Raw genomic sequence first — 14,989 nt, forward strand, 5'->3', positions numbered from 1 at the left:
CGGTACTTCGGCGGTCCACACCGCCGCATACGCCGCCGAGATCACCCGCCTGAACGCTGCCGGGGAGGGCTGAGCGAGGGCGGGCGGGACAGCGCCCGGGCTATCTCGGGTGCGTGGGCGGCGAAGGGACCGAGGTCCGTGGCGCGGGCGTAGGCGGGGTGGTCGCGATAGGTGTCGAGCCGGTCCAGGGCGCGCAGGCCGTAGTACGCGGACGGTTGCGCCCCTGCCACGGCGCGTGCGGGGCGGGCGGTTCCGGCGGTGACCGCCGGGAGGGTCTCCTCGAACAGCACCTGGCAGGCACGGATGCCGCGGAGCATGACCTGGTGGTAGCGGTCCTCGGGCCCGACGGGGAAGCGGCGTTCGGCCAGGACCGGGCCGGTGTCGATGCCGGCGTCGACCTCGTGGACGGTGGCGCCGTACTCCGTGTCGCCGTGCAGCAGGGCGAACAGGACGGCCACGGAGGGCAGTCCCCGATGCCGCGGCAGCAGTCCGTTGTGGATGTTGAGGATGCGCAGGCCGTCGGCCCGGAGCAGGGGCTCCCGGAAGATCTGCCGGTTGTTGAGGGACCAGACGATGCCGTCGGAGCAGGCCCGGGCCAGCATGCCGGCGTGGGCGTTGACGTCCACTCCCGCGAGGTGGGGCGCGTCGGCGGCCGCGGCGTCCAGCGGGTCGGCGGAGCAGACCAGGTCGACCCGGTGGCCGCGGCCGGCCGCGTGGGTGACGGCGCGGCGGAGCAGGGCTCCCTCTCCTACGAAGATCATGCGGACACCTCCTTCTCGCGGGCGGCGGTCAGGTGCTCGCAGACCTGTTGCAGCGTCAGGTTGCGTACGAGGCAGTCGAGACGGCCGGTGAACCGCTGGGCCTGACCAGGGGTCAGCAGGTCGGCGGAGACGGCGCTGAGCATCTCGACGAGGGCCAGGGAATCACCGCCGAGGGCGTGGAATTCGGAGTCCGCCGACAGCAGCGCGCCGTCGACTCCGAGGATCTCGGCCCAGTGGTGCCTGACACGTGCCTCCACGCTGACGGTTGCCGGTGCGACCGGCGTGGAGGGGGCGAAGGGGTCGGGGAGGGCGTCGAGATCGGCCTTGCCGCTGACCGTGCTCGGCAGGGTGTCCATCACGAGGACATGGGCGGGGACGAGGTACGCCGGGAGCGTCCGGGTGAGCTCGGTCCGCAAGGCGCCGCCCAGGTCCCCGCCCAGGTCCCCGCCCGCCGCGGGATCACCGGCGTGCGGCAGTACGTACGCGCAGAGCACGGCCGTCGTGGAGCGCGGGCGGCGGCGGGGCACGACGACGGCGCGGTGCACGGCCGGGTGGGCTTCGAGGGCGGCGACGACCTCGGCGGGGTCGACCCGGTGCCCGGCGATCTTCACCTGCTCGTCGATGCGCCCGGCGAACTCGACGGCCCCGTCGGCCAGTCGGCGTCCGAGGTCACCGGTGCGGTAGGCGCGGACGCCGTCGGCGCCGGTGGTGAAGGGTGAGGGACGGCCGTCGGACGGACCGAGGTAGCCGCGGGCCACCTGGATCCCGCGTACGACGATCTCGCCGGTGCGGCCGGTGTCGCCCGGTCCGCTGCCGATGGTCCCGCCGTCCTCGGTGACGAGGTCGACCCGGGCGTACGGGCCGGGGAGGCCGATCGGGACCGTGGCGCCGCTCTCGTCGCCGTCAACGGCGTGGGCGAGTACGGCGACGGTCGCCTCGGTGGGCCCGTACGCGTTGACCACCCGGCAGTCGGCCCCGAAGACGGCGTGCGCGGACCGTACGGCGGTGGGGGTGAGTGGCTCACCGCCCAGCAGCAGGGTGCGCAAGCGGTGCGCGGGGCCGCTGCCTGTGGCGCCGCTGCCCGAGCCGCCGAGAAGGGCGAGGTGGGAGGGGGTGAGCGCGAGGGTGTCGGCCCGGTGCTCGGCGACGAGCCCGCGCAGGGCGGCGGGCGAGGGCGTGCCGGGGGCGAGGACGGCCGTTCCGCCGGCCAGCAGGGGCAGGAAGAGGGGGAAGCACGAGATGTCGAAGGCGTAGGAGGAGGCGAAGCCGAAGCGCGTGCGGCCGGTGACCTGGCAGACGCCGGTCATCCAGCGGACGAATCCCATGAGGCTGCCGTGCTCGATCTGCACGCCCTTGGGGCGGCCGGTGGAACCGGAGGTGTGGATGACGTACGCCAGATCGGCGGGCCGTACGTCCGCTGCGTCCTCCGTTTCCGCGTCCGGGCCGGGGGCAGGGCCGTCGAGGAGGTCCTCGACCGCGAGCAGGGTCCCGGGTACGAAGGGCGCGAGGTCCTCGGCCAGGTGTCGTCCGGTCAGACAGAGACCGACGCCGGCCCCTTGGAGGATCTCCTTGATCCGTACGCCGGGATGGCCGGGGTCGAGCGGCACGTAGGCGGCGCCCGCCTTGAGGATGCCCCACAGGGCGCACACGCCGGCGGACGTACGGTCGACGACCAGTCCCACCAGGTCCTCGCGTCCTGCGCCGCGCCGCCGGAGCCCGGCGGCGACGGTGTCCGAGCGCCGGTCGAGTTCGGCGTACGTGACCACGCCTTCGGGCCCGTCGAGCGCGGGTGCGTCGGGGGTGCGGGCGGCCTGGGCGCGGAAGGCGTCCACGACGGTGAGTTCGGGGACCGCCGGGTCCGGAACCGCCAGGTCCGGAACCGCCAGGTCCGGGACGGCGGCCGGAGCCCGGTGGGCCGCCTGCGGTGCGGGGTCCATGGCCGCGGCATCCGCATCGACCGGGAGGTGCGCCGAAGACGCGGTCTGCGGACCCGCCCCCGCCCGGACCTCGGGGCGGACCTCCGCGGCCGCGCCCTCGGTTCCGAGGCCGGCCAGGACCGTGTCCAGCAACCGCGCGGCGCGGTCCGCGAGATCCGGGCCCCCGCCGCGGACGCCGAGCGTGATCTCGGTCGCCGTGCCGCTCTCGGCGGCGACCAGGGAGAGCGGGACCAGTGGGGCGTGCACCGGCAGCGCGTAGGCCGTGGACGCCGTGAAGCCGCCGCCGGAGAACTCCGCCAGGTCCAGGCGGCCGAGGTGGGAGACGACGGCTGAAGCGAGGTGACGGTCGGTACGGGACGCCACGGCCTGGGCGGTGTGCAGCAGAGCGGCGGTCACGGGCCGCGGCAGCGGTGCGAGGGCCGTTTCGAATCCGGCGGCGAGTTCGCGGTTCCCGGCGAGGTCGGTCAGCAGGCGGGTGTGCGCGGCCGTCCAGTCCTCCCCGGGGCGCAGGTCCAGGAACAGCGGCAGGCTCAGGTTGCCCGTGGCCGCGATCCCGGGGCGGTGGCGGCGCAGGTCGACGGGGACCATGACGCGGGTGTCGAGCCCTGCGGCGTCGGCCAGGGCCTGGGCGAGGCGGGCGGTGAGCGCGGGATGGCGGCCGGGCAGGGTGCGGCGCAGCCACAGCGTCCGGAGCGGGCGGCCGCCGCCGTCGGCCGGGCCGAGCGGGGAGCGCCGGGGAGGTGTCGGATTCGGCCGCGTCCTGGTGCCGCCGAGCCGGCGCAGCAGCCCGGCGTCGGTGTCCGCGTCGAGCGCGGGCCGGGCGGGCTCGCCGCGCAGGGCTCGGAAGACCTCCCGTACCCAGGTCAGGGCGCCGTGACCGTCCATCATGGCGTGCGAGACGCTGAAAACGACGGTGGTGGCAGCCGTCCCGTCGGCGCCGGGCACGACCAGCACCTCGCAGCCCGGCGGCTCCGTCCGCCGCGACGGCCCGGCGGGCAGCGCGTACGTGCCCGGCGCCGAGTCGGCGTACGCACCGGCGCGCGGTACGTCGTACCGCGCCTGCGGCGGCGGTCCCCCGGCGCTCCACATCGCCCCGGCGCGCACGAGCCGTGACCCCGGGCACGACTCGGCGGCCCGGGCCAGGGCCGCCTGGAGGTCCTGGGGGGCGGGTACGCCGTCGCCCTCGACGACGATGCGCAGGGCCATGGCTCCGCGGGCGTCCCCGGCGGAGAGGTAGAGGCTTTCGGTGGGCGACACCGGACGCCGGTAGCGGACACCGGTGCCGACACCGGAACCGGTGCCGGAACCGGCACCGACACCGGCATCGACCTGATGGGAGGTCATGACTTCGTGGTCCCTTGTTCGGTGTGGTCGGGTGCGGGGTGGCGGCCCGGTGCGGCGGTGCCGGTGGAAGCGGCCGGGCCGCCTGCGGTCCAGGCGGCGACGCCGCCCACCTCGTTCACCCACTCCCGCAGTGCTCGCAGCCCCTCCGCCTGGGTGCGCGGGGCCGCGTAGCCGAGGTCGTGGCGGGCGGCAGCGGTGTCGTACGTCGCCGAGCGGGTCAGCAGCGCCATCATGTAGCGGCTCAGCGGCGGGGCCGCGTCCGTACCGTCGCCCCCGCTGCCTCCCCGTCCCGCGGCCCGGCGGCGCAGGTGCCAGCCCGTCTCGACCGCCGCCGCCAGCCCGCGGCCGAGGACGAGCGGGATGCGCGGGGCGGGCGGCGGGCAGTCGAAGAGGGCTCCGACCCGGGCCAGGAACGGCCACAGGTCCGTCTCCTCACGGTCCGCTATGAAGTAGGCCTTGCCGCCGACCCGCCCGGCGGGGGCGAGCGCGGCCCGCAGGCAGGCGTCCACGGCGTTGTCGACGTGGCAGAGCGAGACCAGGACCCGTTTGCCGCCCGACAGGTCGGGCAGCCGGCCCGCACGCATGGCGTCGACCATGCGCGGCAGGAATCCGGCGTGGTCGCGGGGCCCCCAGATGCCGCGCGGGCGCAGCGCGCAGGTGGTGAACTCCGGTCCGTCGGCGGCCCGTACGTGCTGCTCGGCGATCGCCTTCGTCTCGCAGTAGAGGTTGAACCACCTCTCCGGATACGGGGTGCTCTCGTCGATGCCGAGCCGGTCGCCCTCCCGTACCCGCATGAGCGCGCTCGGGCTGGAGACGAACACGAACCGCCGGGCCCCCGCCGACCGCGCCGCCGCCAGCAGCCGCTGCGTGCCGGTGACGTTGGCGGCCTCGAACTGCGCGCGGCTGCCGTGGTCGACGACCCGTGCCGCGCTGTGCAGGACCGCCTCGCAGCCTTCTGCCGCCCGCCCGAGCGAACCGACGTCGGTGAGGTCGCCGGTGACGACCTCGACGCCGGGCAGGGAGCCCAGTCGTACGGCGTCCCTGCCGGGGCGGACCAGGGCGCGGACCTGGTGGCCCTGGCGCAGGGCGCCGTCGACCAGGTGCCCGCCCAGGAATCCGGATGCTCCGGTGACCAGGATCTTCACAGCGCCCGCCACCAGGTCGCGCCGTAGAGCATGGTGCGCCCGACCACCGAGGCGGTCCCGTGTCCGGCCTCCCGGCCGCGCGGCAGCGCGAGCGGGATCTGCGCGGCGTGCACGCCGATGCTGAGGAAGGCGTCGATCCACCACAGCCACCGCAGCACCGGGAGGTCGGGGACGTCCCCGGTCGCGGCCCACACCGCCCCTCCGACGAGGTACGCCCATCCGGCGAGCGGCACGATCCGGGCCGCCCGCCGGCCCACGGGCGACGCGGGCCGGGCCTGCTGCCGCTCGGCCCAGCGGGCCAGCTCCTCGCGGCCGATCTTGGCGTTGTGCCGGATGTCCACCGGGAAGCCGGGGTGGCGCAGGAACTCCTGGAGGCCGGTGGTCGGGGCGTGTTCCCCGGCCATCGTGCGCAGCTCGGCGACCAGGTTCGTCCACGCGCCTTCGTCGAGCGCCGTGCCGTCCGCCCCGGTCTCGGTCTCCACGCAGATGACGGGCCGTTGCGCGCCGGCCGGCCCGATGCCGACCAGGGCGGTGCGCCGGACCAGGGGGTGGGCGTTGAAGACTCCCTCGCAGCGCACGGTGTGCAGGTCCCGGTGGTGGGTGCGGACCCGCTGGGCGGAGCGCCCGCAGAACCACAGCCGTCCTTCGGCGTCGAGGTGGCCGAGGTCACCGGTCCGGTGCCAGATACGGGGGGCTTCGCCGTCGGGGCGTTCCTCGGTCACCTTGTGCGCGGCGTCGGACTGGGGGGCCCGGTGGTAGCGCCGGCTGACGGAGTCGCCGTGGACCAGGATCTCGCCGACGCGCCCGGTCGGCAGGCCGGTCGCGGAGTCGAAGCGGGCCAGCGGGCCGTCGGTGACGGGGGCGATGGCCACGCGGGTGCCGGGGACGGGCCGGCCGACGCAGGTCCCTTCGCCCGCGGCGGCACCGGCCGCGGTACCGGCTGCCGCTGTACCGGCCGTGGTACCGCCGCCTTCGCGACCCGTGCCGGTCTCCTCGTCGCCGAGGATCTCGGCCGCCTCGATCGAGGTGATCGGCAGTACCTCGGTGGCCCCGTAGGTCACATGGATCCGAGCCTTCTCGTCGAGGACGGAGCGCAGCGCGGCCACGACCGCGTCGGGCACCGGGGCCCCGCCGGATACGACGCAGTGCAGGTCGGGCAGCGGGTGGCGGCCGCGGGCGGCGCCGGTGAGGTGCCCGGCCAGGTTCCGCAGCAGGGCGGGCGAGGCGAACATCGTGGTGACGCGGAATCGTTCCAGCGCGTCGACGAGCAGCGCCGGGTCCGCCTGGGCGACCCGGGCGGGCGCGAGCGGCGCCAGGACCAGGGTGGATCCGTAGACCAGGTCGAGCACCCCGTAGAAGGGCAGGGTGACCAGGGAGACGTCGTCGCGGGTACGGCCGTGGACGGCTTCTATCTGGCGGGCGATGGACAGCGCCATGCGGTGGGTGTACTCGACTCCCTTGGCGGGGCCCGTGCTTCCGGTGGTGAAGCCGATCATCAGCAGGTCGTCCCCGCCGGCCGGCGCCGCCGCTTCCGCGGCCGCGTACGTCGCGGTCGCGGGCATGGCGCGCAGCGCGGCCAGTGTGTGGCCGCGGCCGAGCCGGCGCCGGCCCAGGGTGACGGGCACGCGTACCCCGGCGAAGGTACGGCGGCCCAGGACGCGCACGAGCTGGGCGAGGGGCGGTCCGATGAACGCCTCCGCGCCCACGGCCCGGTAGCAGTGGAGCATGCGCCGTACGCCCATGCCGGGATCGACGACGACGGGCACGGCTCCGACCCGGAACAGCGCGAAGCAGAGGGCGAACAGCTCCGGCCCGGGCGGGGCCATCAGCACCGTCCTGGTGCCCCGGGTGATCCCGGCACGCCGGAACCCTCGGGCCAGCTCCTCGACGGACTCCTGCAACTCGCCGTAGGTGAGGGTGGCGTAGCCGCCGCGGCCGTCGGGGTGGATGACGGCGGGCTTGCCGGGGAAGGCGCGGGCGTTCCGCTCGAGCCGTCCGGCCACGCTGTCGGTGCCGGTGTCCGGCTGCTCCACGGCAGGGCCGCCGCCGGCCGGTATCGTCTGCGGCACGGGGCTCACCACCCCTCGGGCCGGTAGAGGGCACATGCCGCGCCGGGGCCGGCGCCGACCGACACGAACAGCAACTGGTCGTGGTCGTCGTGGCGTACGCCGTCCAGTGCCCGGAGGTAGCCGAGGACCGGCGCCGCGGTGTGCGGCTCGCCCTTCACTCCGGCGCCGTCGGCGGTCGCGGACGGGCCGATCACCAGGGTCCGGTCGAGGTCGATGCCGATCTCCCGCGCGTAGTCGGCGGCGGCACTCGCCGCGAGCTCGCCCAGCCGCTGCGCGTGGTCCGGCTCACGCCGGACGGTGATCGTGGTCCGCCCGTGCCGGCCCATGGTGTCGGTGTCGAGGTAGCCCTCGACGTCGGTGGGCCGGTCGGCGGTGTAGTGGCGTACCGGCCCGAATCCGGCGCGGGGGTCGGCGCTGCGCTCCAGCAGGAGCGCGCCGGCCAGGTCCGCGTACGGGTAGTCGGGGTCGCGGTCCGCGTCGCCGCCGGGGTGCACGTCAGCAGCGGTGATCAGGAGCCGTTCGGTGCTTCCCGTCTCCAGCAGGGCCTGGCCCGCCTGGACGGCGTTCAGCACGCCGCAGGCTCCGTTCATCAGGTCGAAGGAGAAGCCGGCGGCCGGTTCGGGGTCGGCGATGTAGTCGAGGTTGATGCCGACCTCCTTCTGGACCAGGGCCGACATGGCCGGTTCGAAGGTGTTGTGTTCGCGGTAGACGCCGACGTTGATGAGGACGCCGATCGAGGAGGCCGGCACCCGGGCCCGGGCCAGGGCGCCGCGGGCGGCGCGGCCTGCGAGGTCCACGACGGAGGCCGGGGCGGACGCCGTGTCGTCGGGCAGGGCGGTTGCGGCTGCGGTGATGACCATGCCCATGGTTCAGACCCCCACGTTCGTCAGCGTCGTGGACAGGGCGCCGGTGACCACGCCGGAGGCGGCCGGCACCAGCAGGTACTTGGCTCCGGGACGGGCGCCGCCCGACCTGAGGTGCTCGCACAGCGTCAGGAAGTGCGAGGTGGTGGCGGTGTTTCCGTACCGCTCGACCACGGAGAGGGAGTCAGGCATGGGGGTGGCGAACTCGGCCTCGGCCGTCTGGTTGACGTAGTCGATGAAGCGGGTGCCGACCTGGTGCTGGATGACGTGGTCGAACTCCTCTCCGGCGAACGTCCGCCCCTTCTTGGCCAGGAAGTCCCCGTGGAAGCGCGGCCACAGCTTGAGCCGGTCGCGGTTGTGCATCTTCTTGTTGTCCGTGTAGAGGGCGATGCCCGGGTTGCGGTCGCTGGGCATGCCCATGCACAGGTGGGAGTACTCGGAGCAGGTCATCAGCTCGATGTAGTGGATGCGGTCGGCGGCGTCGGCGGAGACGTCCAGGACGACCGCGGCCGCCGAGTCCCCGACGGACAGCGAGGCGAACTGCGGGTCGTAGGAGTCGGTCATCTCGCGTGCGGCGGTCTGTGCGACGCGGGTCGCCTGCTCGCCGCTGACGACCAGGCCGCGCCGCACGGCGCCGGAGCGGATCATCCGGTCGAGGAGCCACACGCCGGTCATCATTCCGGCGCAGGCGTTGGAGACGTCGAAGTGGATGGCGGAGCGGGCGCCCAGCTCGCGGGCCAGCGTCGCGGCGAAGGACGGCTCGAAGGTGAAGCGGCCGCCGTCCTTGAAGCGGGTGATCGAGGCCGAGATGACGATGTCGAGGTCGGCGGCCCGGTAGCGGGAGGACTCCAGCGCGTCCCGGGCGGCGGACAGGGCCATCCCGAACGAGTCCTCGCCAACCGCCGGTTCGGGGTCGTACACGCGCCGTTCGGTGATTCCGGTGATCTTCTCGATGTCCGCCTCCCCCAGCCCCGGGACCAGGGCGGCGAGTTGCGGAGTGGTCTGGACTGCGGCCGGAAGGCAGACGCCTAAGGCTTCTATTCGGCTGTATGCGGTGGTGCTCATGTGTGTGGCTCTCCGTGGCGGTCCGCCCGGGGCATGGGAGTGCCAGGGCGGTGGTTGACAGAGGGATTCAATGGGCGTCCGGGGAATAACGGACAGTCAAGTTACCGTAGCGTACGGAGATGTCGACGATGTGTCAGGGCTTCGCAAATCAGGAATATATGGTCGAATATCGGCCACTCGCCGCCACTTGTCGCCGCTCGCCATCGCCGCAACGTCAAGCAGAATCCGAGCCTCCGCCCCTCTCCGCGGGGCTCACGCCCTCGAAAACCTGTCCGGAACCACTCGGTCCACCTTGCAGGGCGTGACGGACGTGACCCTCGCGCACGTACCGACCGGCCAAACTGGTGATCGATTTCTGGCCGCCGAGTGGGTATGATCGCCGGCAGCAAGGCCGTAGCGCAGAGGTCGTCGCGCCCACGCATCGAGCTGGAGGACGTCGGTTCGAATCCGACCGGTCTTGCGTCTACTTCCGCAGTTCCCCCTACAAGTCGTGATGGACGCCGGGCACCGGCGAATGAAACCGGTGGAGTGGTGATGACACAGCCGACACCCGTACGGTGCCCCGCGATCGAGCACCCCGACCTGCCGCCGGCCGACCCGGCCCGCCTCGACCCGCTGCTCGCCCGCCTCGCCGCGGACCGGCCCGTCGAGACCGACGAGACCTTCCCGCTCGGGACCCTGCGCACCGACGGCCGCGTCGACCTCTGCAAGCAGGGGCTCGGCCCGGCCGGCGCGGCCCGCCTGCTGCCGGCCGCCACCGCCTCCCCGCACGCCAGACACCTGCTCCTCGGCACCAACGCCATCGGTGACGCGGGCGCCGGCACCCTGGCCGAGGCCCTCACGGGCGACCACGGGCTGCACACCCTCTACCTCGGCTGCAACCGGATCGGCCCCGACGGGGTGGGCTCCCTCGCCGGCGCACTCGGCAACGACACGACCGTCCGCGCCCTCTGGCTCAAGCGCAACCCGCTCTTCGGGGACGGCGCCCGCACCGTGGCCGCGCTGCTGCGCCGCAACACCGCCCTGCGCACCCTCGACCTCGTCAACACCGGAATCGGCGCCGACGGCGTACGCCTCCTGCTCGACGCCCTGCTGGAGCGCGAGCAGCCCCTGGAACGGCTCTTCCTCGGCGGCAACGGCCTCGGCCCCGACGCCGCCCCACTGCTGGCCGCCCTGATACGCGAGGCCGGGGTGCGCGAGCTGTACGTCCCCGCCAACCACCTCGGCGACGAGGGCGCCGCGGCCCTCGCCTCCGCCGCGGCCGACTCCGCCCACCCGGTCCGTCTCGGGCTCGGCGGCAACGGCATCGGCGCCGCCGGAGCGCGGAGCCTGGCCGCCTCCCTCGGCGGCATCGAAGCGCTCGACCTCGGACGGACCATGTCGGAGCGGAGCCTCGGCTCCCCCGGCAACGACCCCGGCGACGAAGGGGCGTACGCCCTGGCCGCGGCCCTCCCCGGCAGCCCCCTGCGCCGGCTGGAGCTGCGCCACACCGGCCTCACCGGGCGCGGTGCGAAGAGTCTGCTCGCGGCGGTGCCCGCGGACAGCCCGCTGGAGTACGTCGGCCTGGGTCCCGGCCTGCCCCGCCGCGTGAAGCGCTCGTTCACCGAGCGGCTGCGTCCCGCCCGCGCGGCCCACCCGGACCTGCGCGCCATCGGCAGTGTGTACCGGTGAGCGTGGAGAACGCCGAACTGCCCGGCGGCCTGCGGCCGGAGGACCGTCTGGCATGGCGGCGGATCCGCCGCTACGCCGTGCCCGACTGGATGATCGAGCAAGCCACCGCGCACCGGCTGGCCGGTGACTGGCGTGCGGCCTGCGAGGCCGCCGCCGTGGACGTCGGCTTCGAACTGCCCGAGCTCGCTGCCCGTTACGGCGCCGCCGTGGCCGAGGCGGTGGCGGAGGACCTGCGGCACCTCGCCCCGGACCTGCTGCGCTGGCACCTGCCCCGGTACCTGGGCGGCCGCACCACCCTCGCCACCGACCTGCGGATCCTGCTCGCCTCCTACGGCGGCCCCGGCGGTCCGACCCTATCGGTCACCACACCCCACATGAGCGAAGGCCCGCAGCGGCTGCGCCTGCACTGCGCGCCGGTCACCGCGAAGAAGTGGAACGTGTACACCGGGCGCGGCTTCGTCGCGGAGGACTGGACCGCGGCCCGGCCGTTCTGGGACGCCCGCCACGCGTCCGAGCTGGGCGCGCGCTTCGCCGACCCGGACGGCCTCGCCGAGCGGATCGCCGTGCTGCGCGCCGCGGGGGACACGCTCGGGGCCTATGCGGCGGCGGGCATCGAATGCGACCTGAGCGTCCCCGCTCCGCAGCCCTACCAGCGCCCGGCGGACCCGAAGGCCCTCCTCGCCGGGATGCCGATCGACCTCAGCCGGCTCGCACCGGAGGTGGCCCGGCTGATGGCGGCGGGAGCCGGCGACCGCTACCGGATCTCGGCGAGCTGGCGCTCCTACCTGCTGCTGGAACACGTCGGTCCCGACAGGCTCCGGGCCCGCATCGCCGACCAGGCCGAGGCGCTCGCCCTCCCGGCCCTGCCCCGGTACGCCTGGCAGCGGCTCCCCGATCCCGAACTGGTCAGGGCCGGCCTGATCTCCCCGCACGAGCTGCACCCGCTGGTGTCCGCCGCGCTGTTCCCGGCCGCCGGACCGGCAGTGCGCCCGCCCGCTCCCGACACGGGCAAGCCCGTACGGGTGCGCTGCCGCGGCGCATGGCACGAGGTGCGCTCACGAGACGGCGTACTCGACGTACCGCACACCCCCGAGGAGCAGCAACGCGAGCGTGCCATGCGGGCGTTCGGCGGAGCGGTCTCGGGGTGCTTCGCCGTGCAGCAGAGCTGGACCACGGGCGAGGGGCGGCTGCCGCGCGCCCTCCGGACCCAGCGGCACGAGCTCTTCCTGCGCATCCAGCATGGCGACACCCCGGGCGTGGTGGCGCTGCTGGACGCGGGTATGGACCCCCGGATCCGCGACGCCCGCGGCCGCGGCCTGCTGCACACCCTCCCCCTGCTCGACCACAAGGCGCTGCTGCCCCGGCTGCTGGCGGCCGGACTCGACCTGGAGGCACGGGACGGCGGGCAGCGCACCCCGTTGCTGTCCGCGGTGAACTGGGGCGGCTCGGCGGACCTGGTCCGGGACCTGCTGGCGGCCGGCGCCCGGATCGACGTCACCGACGAGATGGAACTGTCGCTGTCCCAGGTGATCCGCCGCTACAGGCGCACCGACCTCGCCTTCCTGCAGGACCGCGTCGACGAGGAGTTCCCCGGCATCGGCGCCGACTGGTTCGACGAACACATGGAGTACCGCGAGGAAGACGAGGACGACGAGGACGACGAGGACGACGAGGACGAGGACGACGACGCGTGAGTGCGACCCAGCCCCACCCGCAGCCCGCCCGGGCCCTGGCGGCCGCCGACGCCCTGGGTGCCCGGCTGGGCGCCACCCGCACCGAACCCGCCACCAATCCGCAACTGGAGGCCCTGGCACTGGCCGTGACGGCCAACCAGCCCGTTCTCCTGTGGGGTGAGCCGGGCATCGGCAAGTCCGCCGGCATGGAGCAGCTCGCCACCGCGCTCGGCGTGCGGCTGGAGACCGTGATCGCCAGCGTCCACGAGCCCTCCGACTTCGCGGGGCTTCCCATCGTCGGAGAGGATCCGGCCACCACGGGTGTCCCCATGGCCCCGCCGGACTGGGCGGTACGCCTTGCCCGCACCGGCCACGGGCTGCTGTTCTTCGACGAGCTGTCCTCCGCCCCGCCGGCCGTGCAGGCGGCCCTGCTGCGCGTGGTCCTGGAGCGCCGGGTCGGCAGCCTCGAACTGCCGGCGGCGGTACGGATCGTCGCCGCGGCCAATCCGCCCGCCAGCGCTGCGGACGGCTGGCACCTCAGCCCGCCGCTCGCGAACCGCTTCGTCCACCTCGACTGGACGCACAACCCGCGCACCGTGGCCCGCGGCATGGCCGGCACCTGGCCCGAGGTGGCCATCCCGGCCGTCGATCCCGCCAAGGCCTCCGGTTCGGTCGCCCGGGCCCGGGGCGCCGTCTCCGGCTTCCTCACCGCCCGGCCGGGCCTGGTCCACCACATGCCGGCCGAGGCCGCCGGACGGGGCCGCGGCTGGCCCTCCCCCCGTACCTGGGAGATGGCCCTGCGGCTGCTGGCCACGGGGTACGCGGCCTCGACGGGCCGGGAGGCGCTGGCAGCCGCGCTCACCGGCGCCGTGGGCGAGGCCGCCGGGATCGAACTGCTCTCGTACCTCGAACACCTCGACCTGCCCGACCCGGACCGGGTGCTGGCCGACCCGGACGCCTTCGCCCTGCCCGAGCGCGGAGACCGGCAGCTGGCCTTCCTCATCGCCGTGGTCGCGGCCGTGCAGAGCGATCTCACCCGCCCCCGGTGGGAGGCGGGCTGGGCGGTCCTCGCCAAGGCCGTGGACGCGGGCGTGCCCGACGTCGCTGCGCGCGCCGCCGCCGACCTCGCGGCGATGCGCGACCTCGACTGGCCGGTGCCCGCCGGCATCGACGCCTTCGTGGAACTGCTCCAGCTGTCCGGCTCGCTGCCGGGCGGCAGCTGAGCCCGGTCCGCCGTGCGCCCGGAGCTGGACCGCGCGAAGCTGCTGGCAGCCCGTTACAAGGCCGCCGAGACCCGTCCGTACCTCGCTTCCGCGCTGTACGCCCTGACCGTCGTCGCCTCGGCCGGGGTGCGCACCATGGGTGTGGACCGGCACTGGCGCTGCTACGTCTCGCCCGCCTTCGTCGAGGCGACCCCGGTCGTCGAACTGGCCGGGGTGTGGATCCACGAGGTGGCGCACCTGCTGCGCGACCACCACGGCCGGGCCGAGCGCCTGCCCGCCGCCGACCAGCGCGATCCGGTCCGGGTCAACATCGCCCAGGACTGCGAGATCAACGACGACCTGCTGGCCGACGGGCTGGTCCTGCCCGAGGGCCGGATGGAGCCCAGGCTCTACGGCCTGCCCACGGGCGGCCTGTTCGAGACGTACCTGCCGGCGATTCCCCCGACGCCCCACGGGCCGGACTGCGGTTCCGGTGCGCACGGCACCCCCGGGCCCTGGGAGCTGGGCGAGGACGGCGGCCCCGCCCGGGTCGGCCCGGTGGAGGCCGAGGCGCTGCGCCGGCAGACCGCCGAGGCCGTACGGGCCCACCGGCGCACCCGGGGCCGGGTCCCCGAGGGCTGGGCCCGGTGGGCCGAGGAACTTCTGGAGCCCTCCGTCGACTGGCGCCAGGCCCTGGCGGGAGCGGTCCGCGAGGCCGCCGCCTGGGCGGCCGGCGCGGTGGACTACACGTACCGCCGCCCCTCGCGCCGGACACCCGCGCTCGGCGGCCGGGTGGTGCTGCCCAGTCTGCGCAGGCCGCTGCCGCGGGTGGCCGTCGTCATCGACACCTCGGGATCGATGGGTCCGGACGACCTCGCGGCCGCCCTCGCCGAAGTCACCGGCGTCCTGCGGGAGGTGGGCGTCGGCGGGAACCGGGTCGCCGTCCTCGCGTGCGACGCCGACGTGCATGCCGTGACCCGGGTGCGCAGTGCCGGAGAGGTGACCCTGGCCGGTGGCGGGGGCACGGACATGCGGGTCGGCATCGGTGCGGCCCTGGCCCTGCCCGACCGGCCGAACGTCGTGGTCGTGCTGACCGACGGGTACACGCCGTGGCCGGACGAGACACCGTCGTGCCGGCTGATCGCCGCACTGATCGGCAACACCCCGCCCGCGCCCCCGTCCTGGGTGGAGACGGTACGCGTCGACCCGGCCACGTGATCCCGGCCGGGATACGGCGACGAACGACACCCGCCGCCCTG

At 74.8% G+C, this 14,989-nt stretch carries 10 protein-coding genes and 1 pseudogene; 5 read left to right on the forward strand and 6 right to left on the reverse strand.

The genetic code is table 11. The annotated features are described in order from the left end of the window. Window positions 1-41: 41 nt before the first annotated feature. Genes ACZ573_RS10150 through ACZ573_RS10175 form a run of 6 tightly spaced genes read right to left on the reverse strand, consistent with a single transcriptional unit; the run spans window position 42 to window position 9,184 of the window. A complete protein-coding gene (locus ACZ573_RS10150) occupies window positions 42-761 on the reverse strand; it encodes a formyl transferase (RefSeq protein WP_471301621.1) in 720 nt (239 codons plus the stop codon). Then, window positions 758-4,042: an amino acid adenylation domain-containing protein gene (locus ACZ573_RS10155; protein WP_471301624.1), complete on the reverse strand. Its 3,285-nt coding sequence runs from the start codon at window positions 4,040-4,042 to the stop codon at window positions 758-760. The genes ACZ573_RS10150 and ACZ573_RS10155 overlap by 4 nt, the downstream gene beginning before the upstream one ends. After that, window positions 4,039-5,199, reverse strand: a complete 1,161-nt coding sequence (locus ACZ573_RS10160; RefSeq protein ID WP_471301627.1) for an NAD-dependent epimerase/dehydratase family protein — start codon at window positions 5,197-5,199, stop codon at window positions 4,039-4,041. Before ACZ573_RS10160 ends, ACZ573_RS10155 begins: the two co-directional genes overlap by 4 nt. Then, window positions 5,184-7,256: a fatty acid CoA ligase family protein gene (locus tag ACZ573_RS10165; protein WP_471301629.1), complete on the reverse strand. Its 2,073-nt coding sequence runs from the start codon at window positions 7,254-7,256 to the stop codon at window positions 5,184-5,186. The genes ACZ573_RS10160 and ACZ573_RS10165 overlap by 16 nt, the downstream gene beginning before the upstream one ends. A gap of 5 nt (window positions 7,257-7,261) precedes the next feature. Continuing rightward, a complete protein-coding gene (locus tag ACZ573_RS10170; RefSeq protein WP_471301631.1) occupies window positions 7,262-8,116 on the reverse strand; it encodes a beta-ketoacyl-[acyl-carrier-protein] synthase family protein in 855 nt (284 codons plus the stop codon). 9 nt (window positions 8,117-8,125) lie between these two features. Beyond that, entirely contained in the window at window positions 8,126-9,184 is a 1,059-nt protein-coding gene (locus ACZ573_RS10175) for a 3-oxoacyl-ACP synthase III family protein (RefSeq protein WP_471301634.1), read from the reverse strand. Window positions 9,185-9,571: 387 nt separating this feature from the next. On the opposite strand from ACZ573_RS10175, the pseudogene ACZ573_RS10180 reads away from it, so the two are divergent. From ACZ573_RS10180 to ACZ573_RS10200, 5 genes and pseudogenes are all read left to right on the forward strand, one after another. Continuing rightward, window positions 9,572-9,644 (forward strand): annotated as a pseudogene (locus tag ACZ573_RS10180). A gap of 74 nt (window positions 9,645-9,718) precedes the next feature. Further along, complete coding sequence (locus ACZ573_RS10185) at window positions 9,719-10,855, forward strand: leucine-rich repeat domain-containing protein (RefSeq protein ID WP_471301636.1); 1,137 nt, start codon at window positions 9,719-9,721, stop codon at window positions 10,853-10,855. Next, on the forward strand, window positions 10,852-12,549 hold the full coding sequence (locus ACZ573_RS10190; RefSeq protein WP_471301638.1) for an ankyrin repeat domain-containing protein: 1,698 nt from the start codon (window positions 10,852-10,854) through the stop codon (window positions 12,547-12,549). Before ACZ573_RS10185 ends, ACZ573_RS10190 begins: the two co-directional genes overlap by 4 nt. Beyond that, window positions 12,546-13,751 carry an AAA family ATPase gene (locus ACZ573_RS10195; protein ID WP_471301641.1) on the forward strand — a complete coding sequence of 402 codons (1,206 nt, stop codon included), beginning with the start codon at window positions 12,546-12,548 and terminating at the stop codon, window positions 13,749-13,751. The genes ACZ573_RS10190 and ACZ573_RS10195 overlap by 4 nt, the downstream gene beginning before the upstream one ends. Before the next feature lie 12 nt (window positions 13,752-13,763). Beyond that, on the forward strand, window positions 13,764-14,948 hold the full coding sequence (locus ACZ573_RS10200) for a vWA domain-containing protein (RefSeq protein ID WP_471301643.1): 1,185 nt from the start codon (window positions 13,764-13,766) through the stop codon (window positions 14,946-14,948). The last annotated feature ends 41 nt before the right edge of the window (window positions 14,949-14,989 follow it).

Source organism: Streptomyces sp. NPDC040545 (genome assembly GCF_055595065.1).